The organism is Methyloceanibacter sp., assembly GCF_041573655.1.
Classification (GTDB): domain Bacteria; phylum Pseudomonadota; class Alphaproteobacteria; order Rhizobiales; family Methyloligellaceae; genus Methyloceanibacter.
In genome coordinates, this window is record NZ_JBFFQD010000026.1 from 1 (window position 1) to 25,561 (window position 25,561).

General features: G+C 62.4%; 27 protein-coding genes. 17 read left to right on the forward strand and 10 right to left on the reverse strand.

Annotated elements, in window-relative coordinates; all coding sequences use genetic code 11:
- Positions 1–809: 809 nt before the first annotated feature.
- On the forward strand, positions 810–1,031 hold the full coding sequence (locus tag ABY454_RS07765) for a hypothetical protein (RefSeq protein WP_372929621.1): 222 nt from the start codon (positions 810–812) through the stop codon (positions 1,029–1,031).
- Between the two features lie 343 nt (positions 1,032–1,374).
- Here the strand turns inward: ABY454_RS07765 and ABY454_RS07770 are convergent, their stop codons facing one another.
- On the reverse strand, positions 1,375–2,115 hold the full coding sequence (locus ABY454_RS07770; protein WP_372929622.1) for a hypothetical protein: 741 nt from the start codon (positions 2,113–2,115) through the stop codon (positions 1,375–1,377).
- Between the two features lie 227 nt (positions 2,116–2,342).
- On the opposite strand from ABY454_RS07770, the gene ABY454_RS07775 reads away from it, so the two are divergent.
- Positions 2,343–3,806 (forward strand): DASS family sodium-coupled anion symporter, encoded by a 1,464-nt coding sequence (locus tag ABY454_RS07775; protein ID WP_372929623.1) that lies wholly within the window; start codon positions 2,343–2,345, stop codon positions 3,804–3,806.
- A gap of 152 nt (positions 3,807–3,958) precedes the next feature.
- Here the strand turns inward: ABY454_RS07775 and ABY454_RS07780 are convergent, their stop codons facing one another.
- Positions 3,959–4,381 (reverse strand): META domain-containing protein, encoded by a 423-nt coding sequence (locus ABY454_RS07780; RefSeq protein ID WP_372929624.1) that lies wholly within the window; start codon positions 4,379–4,381, stop codon positions 3,959–3,961.
- A 77-nt stretch (positions 4,382–4,458) separates the two neighbouring features.
- Complete coding sequence (locus ABY454_RS07785; RefSeq protein ID WP_372929625.1) at positions 4,459–4,740, reverse strand: hypothetical protein; 282 nt, start codon at positions 4,738–4,740, stop codon at positions 4,459–4,461.
- Positions 4,741–4,924: 184 nt separating this feature from the next.
- Here ABY454_RS07785 and ABY454_RS07790 point away from each other — a divergent pair, with 184 nt between their 5' ends.
- From ABY454_RS07790 to ABY454_RS07800, 3 genes are all read left to right on the forward strand, one after another.
- Positions 4,925–5,185, forward strand: a complete 261-nt coding sequence (locus ABY454_RS07790) for a PepSY domain-containing protein (protein ID WP_372929626.1) — start codon at positions 4,925–4,927, stop codon at positions 5,183–5,185.
- Positions 5,186–5,366: 181 nt separating this feature from the next.
- Positions 5,367–5,492 (forward strand): type B 50S ribosomal protein L36, encoded by a 126-nt coding sequence (gene ykgO, locus ABY454_RS07795; RefSeq protein WP_370534772.1) that lies wholly within the window; start codon positions 5,367–5,369, stop codon positions 5,490–5,492.
- 89 nt (positions 5,493–5,581) lie between these two features.
- Positions 5,582–6,373, forward strand: a complete 792-nt coding sequence (locus tag ABY454_RS07800) for a hypothetical protein (RefSeq protein ID WP_372929627.1) — start codon at positions 5,582–5,584, stop codon at positions 6,371–6,373.
- 42 nt (positions 6,374–6,415) lie between these two features.
- On the opposite strand, the gene pyk is transcribed toward ABY454_RS07800, so the two are convergent.
- Positions 6,416–7,846: a pyruvate kinase gene (gene pyk / locus ABY454_RS07805; RefSeq protein WP_372929628.1), complete on the reverse strand. Its 1,431-nt coding sequence runs from the start codon at positions 7,844–7,846 to the stop codon at positions 6,416–6,418.
- Complete coding sequence (locus tag ABY454_RS07810) at positions 7,843–8,328, reverse strand: DUF1036 domain-containing protein (RefSeq protein WP_372929629.1); 486 nt, start codon at positions 8,326–8,328, stop codon at positions 7,843–7,845. Before ABY454_RS07810 ends, pyk begins: the two co-directional genes overlap by 4 nt.
- 306 nt (positions 8,329–8,634) lie before the next feature.
- Between ABY454_RS07810 and ABY454_RS07815 the strand changes: the two genes are divergently transcribed.
- The 3 genes from ABY454_RS07815 (at position 8,635) to ABY454_RS07825 (ending at position 10,111) form a co-directional block, all read left to right on the forward strand.
- Positions 8,635–9,396 carry an N-formylglutamate amidohydrolase gene (locus tag ABY454_RS07815; RefSeq protein WP_372929657.1) on the forward strand — a complete coding sequence of 254 codons (762 nt, stop codon included), beginning with the start codon at positions 8,635–8,637 and terminating at the stop codon, positions 9,394–9,396.
- Positions 9,389–9,643 carry a DUF1244 domain-containing protein gene (locus tag ABY454_RS07820; protein WP_372929630.1) on the forward strand — a complete coding sequence of 85 codons (255 nt, stop codon included), beginning with the start codon at positions 9,389–9,391 and terminating at the stop codon, positions 9,641–9,643. The genes ABY454_RS07815 and ABY454_RS07820 overlap by 8 nt, the downstream gene beginning before the upstream one ends.
- A gap of 177 nt (positions 9,644–9,820) precedes the next feature.
- A complete protein-coding gene (locus tag ABY454_RS07825) occupies positions 9,821–10,111 on the forward strand; it encodes a DUF2312 domain-containing protein (protein WP_372929631.1) in 291 nt (96 codons plus the stop codon).
- Positions 10,112–10,114: 3 nt separating this feature from the next.
- On the opposite strand, the gene ABY454_RS07830 is transcribed toward ABY454_RS07825, so the two are convergent.
- The 3 genes from ABY454_RS07830 to ABY454_RS07840 form a co-directional block, all read right to left on the reverse strand.
- Positions 10,115–11,326: a DUF882 domain-containing protein gene (locus ABY454_RS07830; protein WP_372929632.1), complete on the reverse strand. Its 1,212-nt coding sequence runs from the start codon at positions 11,324–11,326 to the stop codon at positions 10,115–10,117.
- Positions 11,327–11,619: 293 nt separating this feature from the next.
- A complete protein-coding gene (locus tag ABY454_RS07835; protein ID WP_372929633.1) occupies positions 11,620–13,533 on the reverse strand; it encodes a murein L,D-transpeptidase in 1,914 nt (637 codons plus the stop codon).
- A 52-nt stretch (positions 13,534–13,585) separates the two neighbouring features.
- On the reverse strand, positions 13,586–15,091 hold the full coding sequence (locus ABY454_RS07840) for a sigma-54-dependent transcriptional regulator (protein ID WP_372929634.1): 1,506 nt from the start codon (positions 15,089–15,091) through the stop codon (positions 13,586–13,588).
- A gap of 263 nt (positions 15,092–15,354) precedes the next feature.
- Between ABY454_RS07840 and ABY454_RS07845 the strand changes: the two genes are divergently transcribed.
- A complete protein-coding gene (locus ABY454_RS07845; RefSeq protein ID WP_372929635.1) occupies positions 15,355–17,220 on the forward strand; it encodes a M3 family oligoendopeptidase in 1,866 nt (621 codons plus the stop codon).
- An 18-nt stretch (positions 17,221–17,238) separates the two neighbouring features.
- On the opposite strand, the gene ABY454_RS07850 is transcribed toward ABY454_RS07845, so the two are convergent.
- Together ABY454_RS07850 and ABY454_RS07855 are read right to left on the reverse strand one after the other, a co-directional pair.
- Positions 17,239–17,682, reverse strand: a complete 444-nt coding sequence (locus ABY454_RS07850; protein WP_372929637.1) for a DUF411 domain-containing protein — start codon at positions 17,680–17,682, stop codon at positions 17,239–17,241.
- A gap of 26 nt (positions 17,683–17,708) precedes the next feature.
- Positions 17,709–18,644 (reverse strand): endonuclease/exonuclease/phosphatase family protein, encoded by a 936-nt coding sequence (locus tag ABY454_RS07855; RefSeq protein ID WP_372929638.1) that lies wholly within the window; start codon positions 18,642–18,644, stop codon positions 17,709–17,711.
- 107 nt (positions 18,645–18,751) lie between these two features.
- Between ABY454_RS07855 and ABY454_RS07860 the strand changes: the two genes are divergently transcribed.
- The 8 genes from ABY454_RS07860 to ABY454_RS07895 all read left to right on the forward strand — a co-directional run bounded on the left by ABY454_RS07860 (position 18,752) and on the right by ABY454_RS07895 (position 25,523).
- Positions 18,752–20,140, forward strand: coding sequence for an ABC1 kinase family protein (locus ABY454_RS07860; protein WP_372929639.1), 1,389 nt, complete (start codon positions 18,752–18,754; stop codon positions 20,138–20,140).
- A 67-nt stretch (positions 20,141–20,207) separates the two neighbouring features.
- Positions 20,208–20,684: a DoxX family protein gene (locus ABY454_RS07865; protein ID WP_372929641.1), complete on the forward strand. Its 477-nt coding sequence runs from the start codon at positions 20,208–20,210 to the stop codon at positions 20,682–20,684.
- A 2-nt stretch (positions 20,685–20,686) separates the two neighbouring features.
- On the forward strand, positions 20,687–21,172 hold the full coding sequence (locus ABY454_RS07870; RefSeq protein ID WP_372929642.1) for a cupin domain-containing protein: 486 nt from the start codon (positions 20,687–20,689) through the stop codon (positions 21,170–21,172).
- Positions 21,173–21,183: 11 nt separating this feature from the next.
- On the forward strand, positions 21,184–22,101 hold the full coding sequence (locus tag ABY454_RS07875; protein ID WP_372929643.1) for a VOC family protein: 918 nt from the start codon (positions 21,184–21,186) through the stop codon (positions 22,099–22,101).
- A 144-nt stretch (positions 22,102–22,245) separates the two neighbouring features.
- Entirely contained in the window at positions 22,246–22,356 is a 111-nt protein-coding gene (locus ABY454_RS07880) for an aa3-type cytochrome c oxidase subunit IV (protein ID WP_372929658.1), read from the forward strand.
- Between the two features lie 89 nt (positions 22,357–22,445).
- On the forward strand, positions 22,446–23,717 hold the full coding sequence (locus ABY454_RS07885) for a Re/Si-specific NAD(P)(+) transhydrogenase subunit alpha (protein WP_372929645.1): 1,272 nt from the start codon (positions 22,446–22,448) through the stop codon (positions 23,715–23,717).
- Complete coding sequence (locus ABY454_RS07890) at positions 23,714–24,127, forward strand: proton-translocating transhydrogenase family protein (protein WP_372929646.1); 414 nt, start codon at positions 23,714–23,716, stop codon at positions 24,125–24,127. Before ABY454_RS07885 ends, ABY454_RS07890 begins: the two co-directional genes overlap by 4 nt.
- A 1-nt stretch (position 24,128) precedes the next feature.
- Positions 24,129–25,523, forward strand: coding sequence for an NAD(P)(+) transhydrogenase (Re/Si-specific) subunit beta (locus ABY454_RS07895; protein ID WP_372929647.1), 1,395 nt, complete (start codon positions 24,129–24,131; stop codon positions 25,521–25,523).
- Positions 25,524–25,561 lie beyond the last annotated feature (38 nt).

Below are 25,561 nucleotides of genomic sequence, written 5' to 3' on the forward strand. Positions count from 1 at the left end.
ACAATCGCCTGGAAGCCCTTGTTTGCGTCGCCGTAAGAGCGGGCTACGGCTTCAAAGCTATCCTTGCCGGCCTTCTGAAACTCATCAGCAATCTTGGAGTGTTCGGTCATTTCGTACCTCTTATGTATGCGGCACCGCTTTGGCGGTCTGGTTGATGATGTGACCTATATGGTGCATTGCACAATAAACTGCAAGCGGTTTATGGTGCATTGCACAATGGATGTTGCTGGCCACTATCGTGGGGACGCGACCGCCTTAGATAGTCACCGTTGAGTCCCATACCACCCCATCTCAAAGAGCTGCCCCCCTCCCTGCGGTGGGCATTTGGCGGGAGCGCCATAGTGTCTCGTAGTTAGTAACGCGTCACGCTCCCGTTCCAACATGGTCTACTCATCCCGTGAGAGCCCCGCTTGAAGCCGGCCTATCCCACAAGGCCGAGCAGTGGGCTGCCTCTAGGGAGTAGCTCTCAAAACGGAGAAAGCCCCGCCACGAAAGGCAGAGGCTTTCTCACTCCTCCGTATCCATCGCCCTCATCGAATGATCCAAAGTGGGCAGGGGTGCGGCAAAACGGACCGTAAGATTGCTATTTTGTAAGTAATCCGCGAGGGCCAGTAGAGCGTATCATGGCGCTTCAGACGCGCCCCCACCCGTCGAAAGGTTCCCCCCAAGAACCGTGAGAAGCCGCGTTTCCCCCGACGGGGCTCCTTTTTTGCCTGACACTCCACTCAGGATTTGTCGCACAAAATCCGACCGTTTATGATTGGATTTCGCGCGGCATCGGGCTGCGCAGAACCAGGGAGGAACTGAGAATGGTAAAGCTGCTGAGTGCTCTAGTATTCGCCATCGCTCTGCTATTTGGATGGGCATCAGTTCCATCAACGAGTTATGCCGCTTCGGATGAGGAGGCGAAAGATGCCAAGTCCATCATTGTAGCCATGGAACACGGCGACGAGGAGGATGCGGACGACAGCGACGATGATGATGACGAGGACGACGACAGCGACGACGACGATAACGGCGACGACGAATAGACACTGACTAGATGGGGGCGTCGGCTTAGTTCGGCGTCCCACCCGTCATTCCCGCTAAAAAAGGTGGTCAACTCCTTCGAAGGGGTTCACCTCAATGGGATGAGCATCTTCAGGCTGGATGAGCATCTTCAGGCTGGATGAGCGTCTTCGAGGGGCCGAGGGGACATGCAGGCCGACTTGGCGGAAACTTGGCGGAAATAGCTACTTCGTTCTCCCGCCGTTCCCCGTCCGTCCCCGTACGCTCCCGCCAAAAACCGCAGTTTCACCAGCGTCTTCGCTTAGCTCGCGACGTTGACATTGTAGGGGTCACTGGTTCGATCCCAGTACCGCCCACCATTCCCGTTCATGAGGCCCGTGCGGCCTCCATCATCTCGCCGGGATGGTCCGCCCATTCGGGCTCGAAACTACGCGACACATCCCGAATGCCGAACTTTCGCTCTATCGCCCGCGCGAGCGCTCTCGCAGGCGTAACTGTCGGTTCGTGTAGCGCGGAGCAATGCCAATAGCCGCGGCCGGGAACGAACAGCGTGAAGCCCGTGTACTGGCCGCGCCCCGTCACACAGATGCTTTTTGCGCCTTCGTTCTCGCTGAGCGTAAAGTAGAATTCAGGCATGGCGGGGAAGACGAAGGTCACGGCGTCGAGATCGAAGCCGTAACACGCGCTGGGAAAATCCGCCGCGAGCGCCATCATCAATGCATCTTGCGGCATGAACAGATATTTGTTCGCCGCCAGCTCGATCAGCTTCATGAGTTTGACTGCGTCGCCGCCGGCCTCGGTCGGCATTTGCGTGACCGGCCCTGGCGTTGGCGCTGGACTGCCCAGGTAGATCTGGGTCAGCTGCACGCGCCGCTTGAACCGAAACCACCAGCCTTTGTCCTTTTCGATCGCCTCGATCCGCACGAGCAGCTCGATGGCGGTCTCCGCGGCCTTGGTCTCTTCAAGAAAGAGAATTCTCTGTGCCAGCGTTTTGCTTAGATGCGTAAGGGCGGTTCTGGCCTCTGCGCGTAAGGCGTTGCGCCGGACGCCGCTGGCCCTGGCGACGACCCTTTCGATGGTCTGCTGGTCGGCGTGAGAGAGAAGCATCGATCCACCCCTCTGATCTCTCAATGCGGCCCGGTCCCCTTTGCCTGCCGCCTCAACGCGCCCCCGCCAAAATTAGTTCCGGGGCGAGGCTCCAAAGCTGTGGGAAAAGGACGCCGGAATGGACGGGACGTCGTAAGCGGGCGCTGGCCGGGTGGCATTTTGGCAATTGATCCCATCTGCGCATAGTGTTGCTTGATTCAGCTCGAAGCCTTCGAACCTCGTGAGACATGCCCGAGCCAGAGCAAATCTCGGACCGCCTTTCATTGCGTCAATTGATTGGTCTCGTTGCGGGGCCCGTCTGTTTCGCAGCCCTTGCGGTGAGCCCACCGCCGTCCGGCTTGTCGGAGCCCGGTTGGGCTGTGGCTGCTCTTGCCGTTTGGATGGCTGTTTGGTGGGCGACCGAAGCCGTGCCGCTCTTCGTGACGGCCTTGCTGCCTTTGGTTCTTCTGCCGCTTTTTGGCGTTTTGGATGTGCGCCAGGCCGCAACGCCTTTCGGTCATCCCGTGGTGTTCCTGATGTTGGGCGGGTTCCTCATTGGACTTGCTCTCGAGCGGTGGAACCTGCACCGGCGTATCGCCCTTCACACCATCATGTGCTTCGGCGGCCGCCCAACGAACCTCGTTGCGGGCAAGATGTTGGCGACCGCGTTCTTGAGCATGTGGATCACCAACACCGCGACGACCATCATGGTGCTTCCGATTGCGATCTCGCTGATCGGCGCGGTCGTCCCGGATGGGAAGGCCGGCAGCCGCGAGGCAACGAACTTCGCGACAGCAATGGTGTTGGGCATTGCCTATGCCGCTTCAATCGGTGGAATGGGGTCGCTCGTCGGTTCACCGACGAACCTTCTGGCCGCGAGCTATCTCGATCAGACCTTTGGAATCGAGTTGACCTTCGCGGGGTGGATGGCCGTCGCGCTTCCCATCGCCGTCGTCCTGCTCGGCTTGGCCTATCTGGTGCTGACCAGGATTGCCTTCCCGATATCGAACAGTCTCGGTGAGGCGAAGACCGATGTGGCCGGCGAGATGTTGCGCGAGATGGGACCCATGAGCGTGCCGGAGCGGCGGGTCGCGATCATATTCGCCGTTGTTGCCGCCGCGTGGATCTTTCGCCCGCTGGTTCACGATTGGCTTGGAGCTGGCCTCACGGACACGGGGATTGCCATCGCCGGCGCGATTGCGCTCTTCGTTGTGCCGGCCAATTGGCGAGAGCGGACCTTTCTGCTCGGCCGGATGGCCGTGCGCAAAGTGCCATGGGAGGTCTTGATACTCTTTGGGGGCGGTTTGAGTTTGGCCAAGGCGATCGAAGTCTCGCAGCTGGCCACGTGGATGGGCAATGGCCTGTCCTTCCTCCACAGCATGCCCCTGGTCGTGCTCGTTTTCGGCGTAGCCTTGCTGGTCGCATTGCTCACGGAGTGGATGAGCAACGCGGCGACGGCCGCGGCGTTTCTACCCATCGCCGGAAGCTTGGCGCTCGGGTCTGACATTGCGCCGCTGCTGATCGTCTTTCCCATCGCGCTCGCGGCGTCGTCCGCCTACATGCTTCCCGTGGCCACGCCTCCCAACACACTCGTGTTCGGGACGGGTTATGTCACGATCCCGCAGATGATCCGGGCAGGGGCGCTGCTCACCTTCCTCGGCGCGGCGATTATTGCCGCCGGGGTGACGCTCCTGGCACCAGTGTTTTGGTAGGAAGGCAAATAAAAGCCCGACCAGGAGCCCTTTCCTGGCCGGGCGAAAAACGCCTGTTTTGTTAACTTCCCGTTCGGTTGAGCCCCAAAAGGCTATCGCTCCATTTCTTACCGAGTCGTTAACGCGGCAAGGCCGGAACGCGGCGAGGCCGCCTAGTCGGGTTCGCGCCGCACCAGTTCGGCTAGGACTTCGCCATCCGCATCCTTGAGGACGAGCTTCAAGTGGGTCGCTTCGGCAAAGCGAACTTTGGAGAGAAGGGCGGCGAACTCTTGCTCGCGTTTCATGGCCTCGGGCGCGCAGGCCATCCTCGTGGACGCCAAGGGCCTGAAGTTCAGTTCGCCGTCTTTGAAGGAATATCCGCCCGTGAAACGGTTGCACCCGAGATTGCCGCTGGCCTGGTCCTCGGCGAACTGGATGTAGCGGGCCGGTTTGCCCGTCTCGTTGGCAAATCCCCATTCCGATCCTGCAAGCGAGATGTCAGCGCTCATCGCGACGCCGGCCGCAAACACGGCTGTGAAGAATATCGTGGCGATGGCGCAGAGTGCGTTTTGCGCCATGAGGCGATATCGCTGCATTGTGTGAGGCCCCTAATGATCCAAGAACGCATGGCGTTCAGGATAGGAGCCTGTTTTGGCGAAAGCCAGAGTCCCCGCTACGCGGCCTCAGGCATAGGCATGGCGCGTGAGGGCGGGGCAGCCTCTACCTTGGCGGCCTCGTGCGGCGGTTTAAGCTGAACATGGACCGGCCTGACGCTGTAGCGCACATGGGCCTCGCCCAAGCGGGCGGTCAGCCGATCGCGCTCGGCGCGCGCCCTGGCTTCGGTCTTGAAACAGAGGAGTTTGCCGTTCCGCATCACAGGGTTCGATGCCGCCCCGAAAATGCTGCTCGCATTGCGGCGTGCACAAACCACGAAAAGATAAGTGTCGGTATGCATGGGAGACCCCCGGACCTAACGACCTCTCCCATGCCAAACGCATCGGGGCCGTTCTTGGTTCCGTGGGGGGGCTCACGCGCTGCCCCTAAGATTAAGAAATGTTCAGGAAAGTCGCGGTACGAAAGTCTCCCGCCCGATTGTCCGGTTCCCCATATGAGGGTTTGGTTCAATGGAGGTAGCACACATGAAAATTCTAGCGGCTGCTTTTGCTCTTACCTTTGCCATGGCGACGTCCGCCTTTGCCGACGACAGGGCGCTCACCGAGCAGGAAATCGAGGGCGTGCAGAAGGCCATTCAGGCGATGGGCTGCACAGTTGCTGACAGCGAGATCGAGGCGGAGAAGAGCGGCTACGAGGCCGAGGATGTCATCTGCGAGGACAGAAAGCAGTACGAAGTTTATCTCGACAAGGACTTCAAGGTCATCAAGAAGGTCGAGGAAGACTAGGCGCTCCAAGGCATTTTTCGACCTAACGCCCCGGCGGCCATCCACGGTCGCGGGGGCGTTTTTCGCTTCCGGCCCGTTGGTTGACAGGCATCGCCTGCCTTCTTATGGTCCGGCCAAATTTCGAGGGCGGCCTTTTGACGAGGGCCGCCTGGACTTTATTCAGCCGAATGGATGGCGTGTCATGAAGATCAAGAATTCGCTGAGGGCCCTGCGTAAGCGCCATCGGAACAACCGGGTGGTGCGCCGCCGCGGCCGGCTTTACGTGATCAACAAGACCAACCGGCGCTTCAAGGCCCGCCAGGGCTAAGCGCGCGGTTCCAGCCCAGGAGGCGTCTTCTGGGACTTTCAGGACGAATTGCTTTGACGGGGCCCTAGCGGGCCCCGTATTTTTTCAGCATGTCCACAGTAAGACGTTTCGCGGGCCTCTTCGTATTGGCGCTTTCGGTGTCCTTCGCGGGCACCGCCTTTGCCAGCCCACCGCTCGTGTTGGCGCAATTCTTTGAGCACTTCGACGAGGAGACCGACGAGGCGCGCCCGCCTGCGGACGACCCAGCCTTGGAGGGGCTCGATCTTCCGGGCCTGGAGGGCTTGGAGCCCGGCGCGGGCCAATCGGCCGACGGTTCCCAGGATGAGCTAGAACTCGGTCTTGATCTTGATCCCAGTCTTGATCCCAGTCTTGGCGGCGCGCCGTTCGATCCGGCGCAGCGGCCGAAACTGCTGGCGGAGCTTTATGAGAAGCTGGGCGCGGCGCGGAGCGCGACCGCGGCTGAGCCGATCATGGAAGCTATCGAGGATTTGTGGATGGTGTCCGGAAGCGACACCGTTGATCTCTTGATGAGCCGCGCGGCCCGATTTGCCAAGGAAGCGGAGATCGATCTCTCGCTTGCGGTTCTCGATGCCGTTGTCGACATCGCGCCGGACGAGGCCGAGGCTTGGTATCTGCGCGCGAAGGTGAACGTGCTGAAGGGCAAGCCCGAGCGCGCCCTTTCCGATCTTCGCCGGGCCCTCAATCTGGACGCCAAGCACTACCGCGCCATTGCCGATCTCGGGCTATTGCTGGAGCAACTCGGTGCCAAGAAGGAGGCGCTCGAAGCCTATCGCCGGGCGCTTGCGGTCAATCCCTTCTTGGAGGATGCGCAGGCCGGCGTCGACGCGCTTAAGCGCGAAGTCGAAGGCCAAGACATCTAAGTCGAAGATATCTAAGTCAAAGACATCTAAGTCCCACCCAAGCTACTCGTCGGTGCCTGGGTCCACCTCGGCAATGCGCAGCAGGTTCGTGGCGCCCGACTTTCCAAGAGGGACGCCGGCGGTGATGATGACCTGCTCGCCCGGAAGCGCGAAGCCTTCCTGATAGGCAATGCGGCAGGCCTTGGCGACCATGTCGTCCAGATTGCGCGGGTCGTCCGTCAGCACGCAGTGAAGCCCCCAAACGATTGCCAGCTTGCGGCCCGTCGCGGGAATTGGCGTCAGCGCAAGGATCGGCTGTTGCGGCCGTTCGCGGGCGGCGCGCAACGATGTGGAGCCCGATGCGGTGTAGCAGACGATCGCCGCGAGATTGAGAGTCTCGGCGACCGTGCGCGCGGCCGCGGAGATCGCGTCGGCGTCCGTCGCCGTCGGATCGATGCGCTGGGCATGGATGATGGCGGCATGGAGCGGATCGTGTTCCACCTCGACGGCAATCCGGTTCATGGTGGCGACAGCATCAACGGGATATTTGCCGACCGCCGATTCCGCCGAGAGCATGACCGCATCGGCCCCTTCGAACACCGCCGTGGCGACGTCGGAGACCTCGGCCCGGGTCGGCACCGGCGCATAGATCATCGACTCCAGCATCTGGGTGGCGACGACCACCGGTTTGCCGGCATTGCGTGCCGCGCGGCTGATTTGCTTCTGAAGCCCCGGGACTTTCTCGACCGGCATTTCCACGCCGAGATCGCCGCGTGCCACCATGATCCCGTCGGCGAGATCGACGATCTCCTTCAAGTGGTTGATCGCAGTGGGTTTCTCGATCTTGGCCATGATGGAGGTGCGGCCGCGGCTGAGCTTGCGCGCTTCGGCAATATCCTCTGGCCGCTGCACGAAGGACAGCGCCATCCACGCGACGCCCAACGACATGGCGCATTCGATGTCCGCGCGATCTTTGTCGGTCAAGGCGCCCATGGGCAACACGGTATCGGGCAGGCTGATGCCCTTGCGGCTGCCCAGCAGGCCGGAGCTGAGCACTTCTGCGTCGATACGCACGTCGCTGGCCTCGACCACGCGCAGCTTCAACTTGCCGTCGTCGAGCAGCAGCGTGTGGCCCTTCTCCACGGATTCAAATATCTCGGGGTGGGGCAACTGAATGCGGCCCAAATTGCCCACGTCCTCGCCGCGGACGAAGCTCAGAATGTCACCTTGAGTCAGGCGGATCGATCCGGAGTCGATCTTGCCGATGCGGAGCTTGGGCCCCTGTAAGTCCACCAGAATGCCAATGGGCCGCGAGTACTCGGACTCGAGTTTGCGGACGATGCCGTGGATCTCGCGCAAGGCATCGTGCTGCGCGTGGCTCATGTTCACGCGAAACACATCGGCGCCTGCTTCGAACAGGCGCCGCATCGTTTCTTCGTTGGTGGAGGCAGGACCGAGCGTGGCGACGATCTTGACCCGTCGATTTCGCCTCATTGGGGCTTTGCTTCGCCATCAGGATCGGTGAGGCGAACTGTCCAGTCCCGTTCCTCGCCCGTATCGACTTCGAAAAAACCTGTACGTTTGTGGCCGCGCTTCTCGCAGTCCTTGGTGTCGCGGATCGTGAAGGACTTGTCATCCGTGCACATGAACAGCGCGCCGGCCCATTCGCCGCCGCGATCGTAGTCAATGGCGTGGATGTAGTAGAAGCGGCCGATCAGAACACCCTTCAGCAGGGTCTCGCAGGTGTGGGAGGCGATATTCCACCACCCCTCGCTGGCCCAGCCTTCGGTGTCCTTGTAACCGATGGAAACGCCGACGCGGCTTGCGGTCGTGTTGCACAGCTTGAGGTCGGCGTGCGCGGGCGCAACGTCGAACCCCGTCGTCAGGCCGAGGGCCACGCTCGCGGCGATGCCCCACCGAGACCAGGCTGTGGTAAAGGTCCGCGCTGGATTGCGGATGTTCTTGTTCGCAAGCATTAGGTTCCCATGCCCGAATTCGCGGTTAACGAATTCAGAAGATAGCATTGAATTGGTTGCATTTCTCTGACCGACCGGCGGCGATTATAAGTCCGATCTGGACCCATAGAACACCGTTGAAAGCTTTGCGTAAATGGGTCGCAGCCGGGGCTTTTTGCCTTTTCGTTGTTGCGGCGGCAAGGGGTGCGGTGGAAGTTTAGAAGAACGCGAGGATTGCTCGCCGGGGAGTTGAGACTGGACATCTGCGTACAAGACGATTTGGGCGAAAAACCATACCGGACCATTGAAGGGGATGCGCGCCTTGGGTTGCTGATCCTCTGCGATCACGCCCAGAACCGCATTCCGGATGGGTACCATGACCTAGGGCTGAGGCACGAGGATCTCCACCGGCATATGGCCGTCGATCTGGGCGCCGAGGGCGTGGCGGAAATGCTGGCCACGATGGTCGGCGCGCCCGCGGTCTTGAGCCGGTTCTCCCGGCTCCTGATCGATCCCAATCGCGGCCTCGACGACCCAACCCTGATCATGCAGTTGTCCGACGGCCTCATGGTCCCGGGGAATGTCGGTTTGAGCGCGGAGCAGATGGAGGCCCGTCTCGACCAATTCTACCGGCCCTATCACGCGGCAGTTGAGCGGGCGGTGGACGCAGGGATTGCCGCCGGCAAGCCGCCGGTGATCGTGTCCATCCACAGCTTCACCCAGGCCTGGAAGGGAAAACCGAGGCCGTGGGCAGCCGCGGTGCTGTGGGACAAGGACCCTCGTATGCCGGTTCCGCTGATCGAGGCCTTGCGGACCATTCCCGATGTAGAGATCGGCGACAACGAGCCGTACTCGGGGCAGCTGAAGGGTGACACCCTCTATCGCCATGCCACGTCGCGCGGTCTTGCCCATGCCCTCATCGAGGTACGCCAGGATTTGATCCTGAGCGAGGAGGGCCAGGGGATCTGGGCGGCGCATTTGGCGCGAACGATTGCCGATGTGCTGAACGCGGCACCTGGTCTGCACACCATCGAACACCATGGGTCCAACACAGGGCTCTGCAAGGCGAAGGACGACGCAAATGGATGAGACGACGAAAACCGAGATCGAGGCGGCGGCCTTCCGGCGGCTGGTCGAGCATTTGCGCGAGCGCACTGACGTTGAGAACATCGACTTGATGGAGCTCGCCGGCTTCTGCCGGAACTGCTTGTCGACTTGGGTGCTGGAGGCGGCAGACGAGCGCGGCGTGCCGCTCGCCAAGGACGAGGCTCGGGAGTTGATCTACGGCATGCCGTACGAGGACTGGAAGGCGAAGTTCCAGACCGAGCGTTCCTGATACCTCAAAAAGCATAGTATTATCAGTAATTTACGATCTCCCGCCCAACGGCACGACGGGACGGGCTCTGGCTTTGGATAAGCGGGAAAAGCTCGGCCTTGCGCCTTGCTGGACGCTGCGATTCGGCCCCAAGCTTGTCTTCATCGAAACATCACAAAAACGCTTGAGGAGCCCAACGTGTCGCTTCAGTCATCAGCCAAAGATCAGCTCCGTGCCTTCGTGTCTCGTATCGAGCGGCTGGAGGAAGAAAAGGCAGCGCTCGCCGCGGATTTGCGCGAGGTCTATGCCGAGGCCAAGGGAAATGGCTTCGACGCCAAGGCGCTTCGCAAGGTCATCTCCTTACGCAAGTTGGACGACAACAAGCGGCGCGAAGAGGATGCGGTCCTTACGACCTATCTCCATGCGCTCGGCATGGACGGCGAGGTGGGTTCTGACGCGGGCGCTGCGGCGACCGAGGCGGCGGCTTAGAGGCTAACGCTGCGCCAAGCGGGTGGGCCCGGTTTGCGCGTCGATCGCCGCATAGAGGCTCTTCACCGCGCGGCCGGAGAACGTCTGCACGCTGGCAAGACCGAGATAGCCTGAGGTCCGGCGGAGCTTGAAGGCGGTCGGGCGGTCCATGTCCTCGAAGAGATAGCCCAAGTCTTTCTGCTCCGGATGGCTGAGCGGCGCGATCTCCGGATTGCGGGCAACCGAAGTGTCGGTCATCAGGCTTGCCGTCTCGAACGGCAGGTAGCTGAGCTCGTCGGGATGATCGTCGTCGACCTTAGGCGGCCCGACAACTTGCGTCTTCTCGTAGGTCGGCACGGCCGGGCGCTTGGGCTCAGGGCTGAGGCGCGACTGCAGCCAAGGCAGAACACCGCCGCCGGCGTTCGCGCTGGCCAATTGCGGGGCTGGGGTGGCGGGCTTGTCGGCGGGTGCCAGCGCCATCGGCGGTGTGAAGGACGCCATGATGGGTTGCGGCTTCGGCGTTGGCGGCGGCGTGGCCGGGTTGGCGGCGGCAAGCAAGGTCTTGTTCACCATGCCTTTGGCGAGGGCCCGCTCGTGGTCCTTCTTGGTAATCCGCCGTCCGTCGCGGGGGACATATCCGGTCTTGCCGTCCGGGAAGAGCGCGGCGAGCTCGAGGCGCGGCATGCGCGGCCACATGCGAACGCGGCCCGTGTCCACATGGACGAAGGGAATACCTGACGTGGGGTAGTAGCCGACGCCGCCCACCTCTTGGATGAGCGCGGAGGCGCGCAGCTTCTTCACCGGCACGTCCGGGAAGTGAATATCGGCGGCTCTGCCTTGGATGTGCTGGCTTTTCCTGGCCTGGCCGCCGCCTCTGCGCCGGAGCTTGGCGTTGGTCTTGGCGCTGCGGTAGCCGGAGATGAGGTGGATGGGCTCTTGCGAGCCGAGCTGGGTGTGCAGGGTCCAGATGAGATCGATCAGCTCCCGATCCATCTTGGTCGGTTCGTCCGTACGCCAGTCGCGCATGAAATAGTTGAGCTTTTCAAGGGCCTCGTCGTCGAACTCGCCATCGCGCTTATAGGTGACGGTGAGGCGCTCTTTGGTATGGATTTCGTAGAGGGATAGGGTGCGGGTGTCGCTGGCGAAGGCATTCGGCGCCACGGCCGCGCCAAGTGCTGCGAGCAGAACTCCGGCGCCAATCATGGCGCGACGTGCATGGATCCCCCGAATGCGCATCCCCGTCTTTCCGTAAACGTCCCTCGCCGGCGTTTGCAGCCGACTTTCCCCAGTAACACCAAGCCTTTAGGCTCTTTTGGTGCCTCCGGCCCCTGCCTGATAGGTGAGGCCGATAAGCAACAGTATTCCGATAAAATGAGCGAAAAACAAGGCAAAGGTCTTAACCGTGCCGGCGCATCACGGGGGGTGGTTAAATTTGGGTAATAGGCTGAATTCGCAAGAGAATTTCAAAAGAAACGGCCCGCTCGAATGCGGGCCCGTGGCTGCTTTAGGTGCTGGCGGCGGCGATTTCGTTAAAAGTCGAGCAGGCGCTCCCACCGGTCTCTCGACGGTGCCGAGCGCCGGCGTCTCGGGATTGACTGGGTGATGATCCCGTCGTCCGCCTCGGCATAGGCGGTCCGGCCGTCCAGGAGCGCGGTCTGCATGCGCCCGTCATGGCCGTAGAGATCACCAAACGTGGTGATCGAGCCGTCCTCGTTCACGCGCATGGTGAAGTAGGTGATGTAGACGGGCACGTTGCGGTTGAGGCCGACATGCTGGTTGTAGCCGGACCGGAACGCAGACAGCGTGCGCGCGTCGTCCCAGCTCCTGTCGTGCTTCAGGATTACCGCGGCCAGCTGGTCGGGGTTCTGCACGCGCATGCAGCCATGGCTTTCGGCGCGAACCCGCTTGGCGAAGAGATGCTTTTGCGGCGTGTCGTGCATGTAGACGTCGTGTTTGTTCGGGAACACGAACTTCACGCGGCCGAGCACGTTGCGCGGGCCCGGGGGCTGGTAGAGGTGGAGCTTGCGAATGTCGACGCGGTTCCAATCGAGCGATGCCGGGTCGACCTCCCGTCCACCAAATTTGACGCGTAGATCGTGGCGTTGGAAGACCGACGTATTCCAACCGCCGCCGAACCAGCCGCCGGTCGGGCGGACATAAGGCCGGATCTCGCCGACCTTGATCGAGGTTGGAACGTTCCAGTAGGGACCGAACACGACCGTCTTCATTTCGTTGGAGAAAATCGGCGTCTGGGTCTTGAGCTTGCCGACCACGACGCGGCTGGTGTGGATCGGCTCATCGTCCTTGACCACGCGCAGCGTGAACTCAGGCACGTTGACGGTGACGAAGAAACTGCCCTGGTCCTGCGGCAACCAACGCCAACGCTCCATGTTCAGGAGAATCTTTTTGATCTGCGCCGGGCTGCCCATGTCGCGCAAGCTCGGATTATTGAGAAGCCGCCGCGTGCCGGGGCCGACCGCGCCGTCAGACGCGGTGTTGTGTTCCGCCTGGAAGCGTTTGACCGCCTCAGCCAGGGCCTCGTCGTACATCTCGGGGTTGTCGCCCGCGGGTACGTCGAGACGGGTGCGGAGCAGCGCGACTTGCGGGTCCGCAATGCCGAGCTTGAGCGTCTGTCCGGCTGGGATCTTGACCTTGGGCTTTTCAGGTTTTGCCGCTTGCTGGCCGCCGCCGCGTAGCTCGACCAGCTTCTTGCGGAGCAACTCGAACTGCGGGTGCTGCGGCTGGAAGCTGCGCAGGTAAGCGGCCGGGTCGGAGCGGAAGGAGAGAGACTCGATTACCTCCATGGGCTTCGGCAGGTTCAGCGTCGGATCCAGGTTCCGCGAAATGCGGCTGGGTTTGATCCTGCCGCCGCGCGCATCGTGCGCGTAGTCGAGGACCGCATGGCTGATGGCGATCTCGGCGTCGGCAAGTTTCTCCGTCGCGTCGCTCGCGCTCGTCTCAAAACCCGCCATGTTCGGAAGTGTGTAGTCGGACGCGCGCAGGCCGTAATCGTCCGCGCGTTCGATCTCGGCGATAACCGCCTTGCCGCGCGCGGTGAGGCCCGTCTCGTCGACCCAGAGAAGTTTCTGGTTCGGTGTGGCGTAGTACTCCGCCAGAGCGCCCTTCTCGGTCTTCTTCTGCGTGGACGTCGCGGTGAACGACTGCGACAGACGGGACTGAACAGCGCGCCGGATTGGCTCGGTCGTTGACGGCCGGGTTTCGGCGACGGCCGGTGTCTTGGGAACTTCGTTTGTCTCGGATGTCCGAGACGCTTCAGGTGTCTCGGAAACGCTGCCTGGTGCAGACAGCCGCGCTTGCGACTTCGGCTCCGGCATTTCGATCGCGACAGTGTCGGCGTCGGATGCGTCTCGCTCGACCGCGACGGCCGGCGACGCGGCCAACAGCAAGGTCAATGCGATCCCGTGGACTGGCCTCGTCGTCATGCTCCCTCTCCCCGCTTTCCTTGTCTTGTCCCCGTGCGCGGCCTCTTCCCGATTAGTTGGGCCGCGCCTCGATTCCGATCTCGCGCATCTTCCGGTAAAGGGTCGACCGGCCGATGCCGAGACGCTTGGCGATCTCCGTCATGCGGCCCCGGTAGCGGCCGAAGGCCAGCCGGATCATGTCGGCCTCGACGGCCTCCAATGAGCGGATGTCGCCGCTGTCACTGAGCGCCGGAATGCCGACGCTGTCCTTGCCGTTGCCCGACGGCACGTGAATCGTCGCGGGCGCGGTGGCCGACTGTCCGAGCATGACCGGGCCCTCGATGTGCGGTGCCGGATCTTTCGGTGCCGGCGCGGGCGGAACAGTCACTGCATAGCCTTCGACGTGTGCCGCGATCTGCGGGAATTCGTTCACGGTCAGCATTGGCGTGTCGGCCAGCACGACGGCGCGGAACACGGCATTCTCAAGCTGACGGATATTGCCGGGCCAGGTGTAGCGCTCGAGCATGGCGGCGGCCTCGGCGTCGATGCCGTCGATATGCTTGCCTTCCTCGGCGGCAAAGCGCGCGGTGAAGTGGCGCACCAACTCAGGCACGTCCTCCAGGCGCTCGCGCAAGGGCGGGATCCAAATGGGGAAGACGTTGAGCCGGTAGTAGAGGTCTTCGCGGAAGCGGCCCTCTTGCACCATGGTGATCAGGTTCTGGTTGGTCGCCGAGATGAGCCGGAAATCGACTTTCACGGACTGCTTGGATCCGACCGGGTCGATCTCGCCTTCTTGCAGCGCGCGCAGCAGTTTCACCTGAGCGTCGAGCGGCAATTCGCCGATCTCGTCGAGGAACAGCGTGCCGCCGTCGGCTTCGACGAACTTGCCGATGCGTTTCTCGTTCGCGCCGGTGAAGGAGCCCTTCTCATGGCCGAACAGGATGCTCTCGACCAGGTTCTCGGGGATCGCACCGCAATTGAGCGTGACGAGGGGCTTGGCTTGCCGGGCGCTCTCGCCGTGAATGGCGCGGGCAATCAGTTCCTTGCCGACGCCCGACTCACCTTCGATGAGAACGGGAATGCTGGACTTGGCGGCCCGGTTGCCGAGTTCGATGACGCGCTTCATGGTGTCGCTGCCAATCAGGTTGGCGAAGGAAAGATCGCCGTTGGCAGTGGCCTTCATGCGCGTGATCTCGCCCGCCAGGGCCTCGATCTTCAGCGCGTTCTTGATGGAGACTTCGAGCCGTTCCGGGCTCGCCGGCTTCACCACGAAATCGACGGCGCCGGCACGCATGGCGGAGATAGCCGCATCGATGCTGCCGTGAGCCGTTTGTACGATGGTCGGGGCTTTGCGCGGTAAGGACCGCATGGCCGACAACACCGCCATGCCGTCTGTCTCGGGCATGACGAGGTCGAGAAGGAGGAGGCAGATATCGCCTGCGGTATCAGCCTTCAGCGCGGCAAGAGCAGCATCGCCGCCCTCAGCAGTTTCGACGTGGTAGCCGAACCGCGTGATGGTCTCTTCCAGAATACGACGTTGTGCTGGGTCATCATCGACGACCAGGACGCGCTTTGGCATGACGTAATACTCACTGGTTACTCAAACACTAACGAGTCAGAGGAGCGCTTAAGGCACGAACACTTGGCCCTTAGCGGCCCCCTGCTGTGCCAAAACAGTGCGCCACAAGGGTAAACATGTTCTTTATGGCAGTTCGATTTTGGTGAAGTTCTTGCTGAACCGTGATTGGGAGTGCCAAAACAAGCGTCTTCTTTGCGCCTTGCAGGGGCGCTATGGCGTTCCCACACTAGGTGTTGACCACTGCTAACGAGGTTCTTGAATCGATGTTGCGCAACTTCCCCCTTCGGCACCCGCTCCCCGTCTTTGCCGCGGCCGAGACGGCAAAATCCCAAAAGACACTCGGTGAGTTACCCGAATGGGATCTGGGCGCGCTGTATGACGCTCCCGAATCACCGAGGCTCAAGAATGACCTCGAGCAGGCCGAGCGGGCTGCCGACGACATGCATACGCGTTATGCCGGCAAGCTTGCGGCCCTTCTGGACGGCGGCAACGGGGGTGCGGCCTTGGCCGAGGCGGTGCGCAGCTACGAGGCGTTGAACGACCTGCTTGGCCGCATCGTGTCCTATGCGAGCCTGCGCTACTCCGCTAATACCGCTGACCCTGCGCGCCAGAAGTTTTACGGCGACATCCAGGAGAGGATCACGGCGATTTCCTCCAAGCTGCTGTTCTTCCCGCTCGAGCTGAACCGGCTCGACGACGCCGCGCTGGAAACGGCGATGACGGGCGCAGAGCTCGGCCACTTCCGGCCGTGGCTCGAAGACTTGCGCAAAGAGAAGCCGTATCAGCTGGAGGACAAGCTAGAGCAGTTGTTCCACGAAAAGTCGGTCACCGCGCGCGGGGCTTGGGACAGGCTGTTCAACGAGACCATGACGGCGCTGCGCTTCGACGTGAACGGCGAGGAGCTCAGCCTAGAGCCGACGCTCAATCTGCTGCTCGATGCGGACGAGAAGAAGCGCGAACACGCGGCTAAGGCCCTGGGCAAGGTGTTCGAGGAGAACGTGCGGCTGTTCACGCTGATCACCAACACGCTCGCCAAGGACAAGGAAATTTCCGACCGCTGGCGCGGCTTCGAGGACGTTGCCGACGCGCGCCATCTGTCCAACCGGGTCGAACGCGAGGTGGTGGACGCGCTGGTCGCCGCCGTGCGCGACGCTTATCCGCGCCTCTCGCACCGCTACTACGCGATGAAGGCCAAGTGGCTTGGCAAGAAAAAGCTCATGTACTGGGACCGCAACGCGCCTCTACCCGAAGAACCTAAGCAGGTGATCGGCTGGGACGATGCACGTGAGACCGTGCTGACGGCGTATGGCGATTTCTCGCCGCGCATGTCCGACATCGCGGGCCGCTTCTTCACCGACGGCTGGATCGATGCGCCGGTGCGCGAAGGCAAACAGCAAGGTGCCTTCTCACACCCCACAGTGCCGAGCGCGCATCCCTTTATTCTTCTGAACTACCAGGGCAAGCCGCGCGACGTGATGACACTCGCGCACGAGCTGGGGCATGGCGTGCACCAAGTGCTTGCCAATAAGCAGGGCCCGCTCATGGCGCCGACGCCGTTGACGCTTGCCGAGACGGCGAGCGTGTTCGGCGAGATGCTGACCTTCCGCAAGCTGCTCGATAATGCGCCAAGCAAGCGGGAGCGCAAGGCGCTGCTCGCCGCCAAGGTCGAGGACATGCTCAACACCGTCGTCCGGCAGATCGCGTTCTACAGTTTCGAGCGCAAGGTGCATGCGGAGCGGCGTGAGGGCGAACTGACGTCCGAGCGTCTCGGCGAGCTCTGGATGGACGTGCAGCGCGAGAGCCTTGGCCCTGCGATCGAGCTGAAGCCGGAATATGAGACCTTCTGGTCCTACATCCCGCACTTCATTCATGCGCCGTTCTATGTCTACGCCTATGCCTTCGGCGATTGTCTGGTGAACTCGCTCTACGCCGTCTACGAGAAGGCGGACGCGGGCTTCGCCGAGCGCTATCTCGACATGCTCGCGGCCGGTGGCACCAAACACCACACGGAATTGCTCAAGCCGTTTGGGCTGGATGCGTCGGAGCCGCATTTCTGGTCGATGGGACTCAAGGTGATCGAAGGCCTGATCGACGAACTCGAGGCCATGGACGAGAAGGGCGAGGCTTAAGGAGACGCCGCGCGCGCGTCAGTGCCGGGCGAAAACCTCGGTGCTGCCGTCCTTCTTCACCAGCAACACGTCATACGGTTCGGTCTCGCCGCTGGGGTGTTCCATGCCCGGCGAGCCGATCGGCATCTTCGGCACAGTGAGACCAATGGCGTCGGGCCGCTCTTCCAGAAGCCGCTTGATGTCGGCGGCGGGGACATGGCCTTCCACGGAGTAACCGTCGATCAGTCCTGTGTGGCACGAGGCGAGCTTTTCTCCGATGCCGGCCTGACGCTTGATGCGGTCGAGCATGCCGGGCGAGGTGTTCTTCGCCGTCACGGCAAAGCCGTTCGCCTCCAGATGCTCCACCCATTTACCGCAGCAGCCGCAGGTCGGGGACTTCCAGACCTCGATGGACGGCGTCCCAAGTGCAGGTGCGGTGAATAGGAGCGCGAAGCAAAACGCAAGAACAGTTCGCAAAGCCATGGGGGTACTCCTCCTGTCGCCCGATTCTATTCGATCAGCGCGAGGTCGGCGATCACAGCACGGTGATCGGAATCGAGGCGCGGGCCCAAGCGCGTCGAGATGTTGGCGAAGTGCGCCGAGGCAAACACATTGTCGATGGGCAAAAGCGGCAGAAGCGGCACGCTTCGCCAGCGCATGGGCCATGTCGGATTGAAGGTGTTGAAGCGGCCAAGCCCCGTGACTTCCGTGAAGGTTCGCATCTTCACCGTCCACGGCGTCATGTTGAAGTCGCCGGCGAGGATCAACGGGCCATCTTGCGCTTTCACAAAGCGCGCGAGAGCTTCGATGTCGGCTTGCTGAAGTTCCGGGTAGAAGGGCCGCGCCAGATGCACGCCGGCCAGTGTGACGGCCTTGCCGTTCACGTCGAGCCGGACCCAGCGGATAATGCGCGACATCCAATGGGGCTGGTCGGGCCGGTCCGTTTGGCCGTCGGCGAGTATGGGGTGCTTCGACAGAATAAAGAGGCCGTTGCCACCGACACGGAACGGGTAGAGCTCGCCAAGGCTGTCGACGAAGGCGCCATGGTGACGGCGAACTTCCTCAAGCACCACGGCGTCCGCATCCGTCTCGGCCACAAATTCGGCAACGCGGTTCAGGTGGTCGTCGTTACGGCCCCACAGATTGAAAGTCGCCACCCGCAAGAACCGCTCCGCGTCTCTCGGCGCTTGCGGGGCGCGTCCCTGAAGGCCCAAGAGCAGCACAATCAACGTGGCAGCGAGCAGGATGGCGGTGGCCCCGATCAGCCGCCGCGAGCGCAAGGCAAAGGCGAGCGCCAGCAGGGCACCTGCGCCAACGGCAAGGAAGGGCAGGCCGTTGTTGACGATGTCGAGCGCCGGATACCAATGGGCCAGCACGCCGATTGCGAGAAGTGCCGCGCCGCCAGCCAGACCGAGAGCGGCAATCGCGTGGAAAATTTTCGTCATCGAATTGGCAAGTCCTTGACGGCAGATGCGAAAGAAGCGGGCGGCGGCCGGGAAGCGTCCCTATATGAGGGAAGGTTTACCCATGTGTGAAAGCTTTTTTGTTGCCGATGACCGACAAGCCATCCGACGACGAGAAGAACCGGTTCACCGCACGCGCCAAACGCTATGGCCGGGTGGGCGCCAATGTCGGCGGCGTGGCGGCCCGTATCGCCGGGCGGCGCCTCTTTGGGCTCGATCCCGAGCGGGATAAGGACGCGGCGGCTCTCGCCACTGCGTTGGGCGGCCTAAAAGGGCCGATCATGAAGGTGGCGCAGCTTCTCGCCACCATCCCCGAGGCATTGCCGGCCGAATACGCCGCCGAGCTGGGCCAATTGCAGAGCCAAGCGCCGGCAATGGGCTGGTCCTTCGTGCGGCGGCGCATGGCGGCGGAGCTTGGACCGGATTGGCAATCAGAATTCGCCAGGTTCGAGCACGAGGCGGCAGCGTCCGCCTCGCTCGGGCAGGTGCACCGGGCGGCGGCGCATGACGGATGCCGCCTTGCGGTGAAGCTGCAATATCCGGACATGCAGTCGGCGGTGGAGGCGGACCTCTCCCAACTCGGCATTCTGTTTTCGCTGCATCGGCGCATGCAGCCCGCGATCGAGACCTCGCAGATGCTGGAGGAAATTTCCGCGCGGCTCCGTGAAGAACTCGACTACGAGCTGGAGGCCAAGCACACCCGTCTTTACGGTCTCATCTTCGAGGACGATCCCGTGATCCGTGTGCCGGACGTGTTGCCGGAGCTGTCGACCAAGCGCCTCCTCACCATGACTTGGCTCGATGGGCGGAGGCTTCTCGACTATACGGACCGGCCATTGGAGGAGCGCAACGCCATCGCGCGCGCCATGTTCCGCGCCTGGTGGTTCCCCTTCAGCCATTACGGGGTGATCCACGGCGATCCGCATCTCGGCAACTACACGGTGTTCGAGGATGCAGGAGGCAAGGCCGCCGGCATCAATCTGCTCGACTATGGCTGCATGCGGACCTTCGCGCCGAAATTCATTCAAGGCGTGGTAGATCTCTATCACGGCCTTCTCAACGACGACCGTGCGCTCACCGTGCATGCCTACGAGACCTGGGGCTTTGGCGGCCTCTCAAACGAGCTCATCGACATTTTGAACATCTGGGCGAACTTCATCTATGGCCCGATGCTCGAGGACCGGGTCCGCACCATCGCTGATACGGGGACGCCTGGCAGCTATGGCCGCAAAGAGGCCTTCAAGGTGCACCAGGGCCTGCAGGAGAAGGGCCCGGTGACGGTGCCGCGGGAGTTCGTATTCATGGACCGCGCTGCAATTGGGCTCGGCGGGGTGTTCCTGCACCTCAATGCGGAGCTCAACTATTACCGCCTGTTCAACGACGCCATCGCCGGCGCCGATCTCGCCGACGTGACGTGGCGCCAGCGCGAGACCTTCGCCAAGGCCGGCGTGCCACTGCCGGAAGGATCGTCCTCTTAAAGGTTGTGATCGGCCCTCACTTCGCAGAGGATTCGCCCTTGCGAATCTATCGAGAGGAGGGCTGACGATGGATTGGCTGATCAACGACGCGCTGCCCGTGCTGGCGCGCATTTTCATCGTCTGGATTTTTCCGTTCAGCTTCCTCGACAAGATCATCAATCACGAGGCAGCGGTAAAGCAGGTGTCCTCAGGTTGGCTTCCCGGCGGCGCGGCGCTGCTCTATCCGGCCATGGCGGTCGAGTTGTTGACGCCGCCGATGATCGTGTTCGGCTTCTATGACGGCATCGCCGCATTCATCCTTGCCGGTTACTGCGCGATCACCGCGCTCCTGTTCCATAACTTCTGGTCCTACCCGCGCTTCTGGTCGTCGGACAGCGAGGGTTATTCGCATGTCTGGGATTTCTTCAAGAATTTCGGGCTCGTCGGCGGACTGATCTTCGTGATGCTCGCAAGCGGCTTTTTCCAGAGCGCGGAAACGGAGATCGAGGAGGTGACGGTTCTCGGCAACCATGCGCAAGCGCAGGCGAGCCGCAATTGGGAGTGAGCATGGCGGAGCCGATCGGCAACAACATCACCCAAGAGGGCAACGGTCCGCCGGAGCTCTCCTATTGGCATGTCTGGGCGGACGAGAACGGTGTCACGCACCAGACGCGGTGCGCGCTTTCAGATTTCAAAGAGGAAAGCGTAGGCGGCAAAGCGGCGCCTGAATGGATCGAGACGCTGCTGACCTCCAAAGCCAATGTCGTCTTTTTCGTACAGCCGGTCGGCTGGGTCGGGGACTGGCACCCCAATCCCAAACCCCAGTGGATCGTCACACTGTCGGGCCGATGGTTTGTCGAGACGATGGACCGCACGCGGGTCGAAATGGGGCCGGGGGAGGTCTCCTTCGGCGGCGACCAAACCACCAAGGCGGACGCGCAAGGCCGCTTCGGGCACCGCTCGGGGACCGTTGGCGATGAGCTTCTGTCCCTGATGGCGATCCAACTCGACGGCGAGGAGTGGCTCGGACTGAAGCCATGCAGTTTCAAGTGAGGTGAACGCCAATGCCGGTCACTGAGCTCGTCCGGGTCGTCGTAACCGTCGCCGATCCGGCCGCGATGGCGGGCTTCTACCACGAGGCGCTGGGGCTCGACGTGGGCCCCGAGCAGGCGCTGGGCGATCCGGCCTGGAGCGCGTTACTCGGTCTTCCTGAGGGGACAACCATACGCGTCGCCTCCGTTCGGTTTGGCTCTGAAACGCTCGCGCTCGCGTCGTTCGATCCTCCGGGCGCGCCGTATCCGGCGACACGCGCCTCGAACGATCAGTGGTTTCAGCACGTGGCGCTCGTCGCCGGCGACATCGAAGCCGTCTGGAAACGTCTCGAACGGGCAAAGCCTGAAGTCATCACCAAAGGCGAGCCGGTGCTCCTGCCGCCCAACACCGGCAGCGTCACGGCCTTCAAGTTTCGCGATCCGGAAGGCCATCCGCTGGAGCTGATCTCCTTTCCGAAGAGCGTCGGCGATCCACGCTGGCAGGGCGGTGCGCCCGGTATTCGCGGTTACGACCACACGGCGATCTCCGTGACGGACCTGGATCGGAGCCTTCCCTTCTATACCGACCTGCTGGGCTTCCATGTGGGCGGGCGCTCCCTGAACGCAGGGCCTGAGCAGGACCGGCTCGATGGGCTTGCCGGGATCCAGGTCGATGTGGTGGCGCTTCAGCCGGTATCCGCGCCCACGCCCCATGTGGAGCTGTTGCACTACCGGACGCCGCCGGGCCGAAAATCGGCTGCCGAAATCAAGGCCAATGATGTTGCATCCGTCCGCCAGGTCCATCGGGTGGACGATCTCGCAGGGCTTGTGGCCCGGCTTCAGGCGGCCCAGGTGCCCTTCGTCTTGCCGGGAATCGTGGCTTTTCAGGACGGTGGGCAGGCCGCTGCGGTGCGGGACCCCGACGGCCACATGATCGTGCTGCTGGCCTAAAGTTGAGGGCGAGGAAAGGGCAGCAATCATTGCGGGATGCCCTGGATTTTGCTATCTGGCGTCAAGCGCGCCAAGCCGCGCCCTAAAGACGGAACACCTGGGGGCAGTCGAATGCATATTGATCCCAAAGAGGGACATCCCGACATGGACTACGCCGAGCACATGGCGACTTACAGAATGTTTTGTAAGTTCACCTTGTGGTCAGTGATCATCATCGCGGTGATCATGGCTCTAATGGCCTACTTCCTGACGTAGACCTCGCTTTAGCTCATCTCGAAACTTCAAGATGCATTCTACGCGGACGGTCGGCTGCGCTGCCTCGTTCGTCCGCTGAGGGAGCCACGATGATTGCGATTGGCGTACCTGGTGAAGGCAAAGACGAGCCGCGGATTGGGCTCACGCCCGAGACCGTCAAGAAGCTCGTGAAGGCCGGGGCCAAGGTCACTGTTCGGTCCGGCGCTGGGCTCAGGTCTCATTTCTCAGACGCGGACTACAAGGAGGCAGGCGCCGCGATCGCCAAGAGCGACGCCGCCGCCGTTGCCAAAGCCGACGTGGTGTTCACCGTACGGCGCCCATCGCTTCCGCTCGCCAAGGCCATGAAGAGGGGTGCGGCGGTCATGGGCATGCTCGATCCTTTCTCCGACGCCCGCGGGCTTGAGGCACTGGCGAAGACCGGTGTCTCGCTGTTTTCCATGGAGCTGATGCCGCGCATCACGCGCGCGCAGAGCATGGACGTGCTGTCGTCGCAATCGAACCTCGCCGGCTACAAGGCCGTGGCTGACGCGGCCGCCGCGTTCGAACGCGCATTGCCGATGATGATGACCGCGGCGGGCACGGTGCCCGCGGCCAAGGTCTTCGTCATGGGTGCCGGTGTCGCCGGCCTGCAAGCGATCGCCACGGCGCGGCGTCTCGGCGCCATCGTCACGGCGACGGATGTGCGTCCGGCGGCGAAGGAACAGGTCGAGTCGCTCGGCGCGAAGTTCATCGCCGTCGAGGACGAGGAATTCAAGCAGGCGGAGACATCCGGCGGCTACGCCAAGGAGATGTCCGACGCCTATAAGAAGAAGCAAGCCAAACTCGTCGCCGATCACGTCAAGGCTCAGGACATTGTCATCACCACGGCATTGATCCCCGGACGCCCGGCGCCCAAGCTGATCTCCATGGCGATGATCGAAGGCATGAAGCCCGGCTCCATCATCGTCGACTTGGCGGCCGAGCGTGGCGGCAACACCGATGTGACGAAGACGGGCAAAATCGCCGAGCACAAGGGCGTGCGCATTTTCGGCAAACTCAATCTTCCGGGCGAGCTGCCGGTCAATGCGTCGAGTCTCTATGCCCGCAATCTTCAGGCCTTCGTCGATCCGTTCATCGACAAAGAAAAGAAGGTCCTGGCCATCGATTGGGAGGATGAGCTCGCCATAGGCACGGCCATTGCCCGCGACGGCGCCATCGTCAACGAAATGGTCGCCGGGAACTTGGGTGCGCGCGGGGGAAGCGCGGCCAAATCCGCAGCCAAAGGCCGGGCCAAGACATTTGTGAGAACGACATCGGCCAGAAAGACGTCCGCGCGAAAGACGCCCGCGAAACGCAGGCCGAGGGGAGGTAAGAAGACATGACGAGACGGACCCTGAATACGGTCCTTGCTCTCTTCGCCGTGGCAATGCTGGCCGAGTTGGCGTGGATGGGGCAGGCCTTCGCCGCGGGAGCGGCTGAGGAGGGCCACGACTTTATCTCGCAGTTTTCGATTTTCCTGCTTGCTGTGTTTATCGGGTACTACGTGGTGTGGAGCGTGACGCCGGCGCTGCATACACCGCTCATGTCGGTGACCAACGCCATCTCGTCCGTGATCGTGGTTGGCGCGCTGCTCGCTGTCGCCGTCGAGGCCTCTGAGGCTTTCTCCTTTTCGGGGCATTGGCTGGCGAAGATCTTAGGCCTGGTCGCGCTGATCCTGGCTAGCGTCAATATCTTTGGCGGCTTCCTGGTGACGCAGCGCATGCTCGCCATGTACCGGCGTAAGGATCGCTAAGATGTCGGGTGATCTAGTCGCGCTGCTTTATCTCGCCGCTGGCGTCCTGTTCATCCTGGCGCTGCGTGGGTTGTCCTCGCCTGAGACCTCCCGTCAGGGCAACTACATGGGCATGGCCGGTATGGCCATCGCCGTTGCCACCACGCTCGCCGTGGCGCAGCCCGAGAGTGCGCTCTCCTGGGCGATGATCGTCGGCGGTATTGCCGTCGGTGGTGCCATCGGTGCGGTGATCGCACGGCGCATTGCCATGACGGCGATGCCCGAGCTGGTCGCCGCGTTCCACTCGCTGGTCGGTATGGCCGCGGTGCTTGTCGCGGCAGCCGCGTACTACGCGCCTGAGGCCTTCGGCATCGGCGCGACCGGCGCTATCCGTGTGGCGAGCCTGATCGAAATGTCGCTCGGCGCGGCCATCGGCGCCATCACCTTCACTGGTTCGGTCATTGCCTTCGCCAAGCTGTCGGGCCGCATGTCCGGCGCGCCCATCCTGCTGCCGGCGCGGCATCTCATCAACATCACGTTGGTCATCGGGCTGGTGGCCTGCATCGTCCTGTTCTGTCAGGAGCAAACGCCGGCCTATTTCTGGGCGATCGTAGGGCTGTCGCTGCTCCTCGGCGTGCTCATCATCATCCCGATCGGCGGCGCGGACATGCCGGTTGTCATCTCGATGCTCAACTCATACTCGGGCTGGGCGGCCGCCGGCATTGGCTTCACGCTAGGCAACACGGCGCTGATCGTCACTGGCGCGCTGGTCGGCTCGTCGGGCGCGATCCTATCCTACATCATGTGCAAAGGCATGAACCGCTCGTTCATCAGCGTCATCCTCGGTGGCTTCGGCGGCGAGGTGGCGGGGCCTGCTGGTGACGGCGAGCAGAAGCCGGTGAAGCTCGGTTCGGCCGAGGACGCAGCTTACCTCATGAAGAATGCGAGCCGCGTGATCATCGTACCTGGCTACGGCATGGCGGTCGCGCAAGCGCAGCATGCTTTACGCGAGATGGGCGATGGTCTGAAGGAGGCAGGTGTGGAGGTGAAGTACGCCATTCACCCCGTGGCCGGCCGCATGCCAGGCCACATGAATGTACTCCTCGCCGAAGCGAACGTGCCTTACGACGAGGTGTTCGAGCTGGAAGACATCAATAGTGAATTTCCGCAAACCGACGTGGTGTACGTGATCGGCGCCAACGACGTGGTGAACCCGGCGGCGGAGGACGACCCGTCCTCGCCGATCTACGGCATGCCGGTGCTACAGGTGTGGAAGTCCGGCACCGTACTGGTCAACAAGCGGTCGCTGGCCTCCGGCTATGCGGGCATCGACAATCCCGTCTTCTACGGGGACAACACGATGATGGTGCTCGGCGACGCCAAGAAGATGACGGAAGACATCGCCAAGGCGCTGTAGGTTGCCGGCAACCATGCGGCGTAGTTAACGGTCCAAAA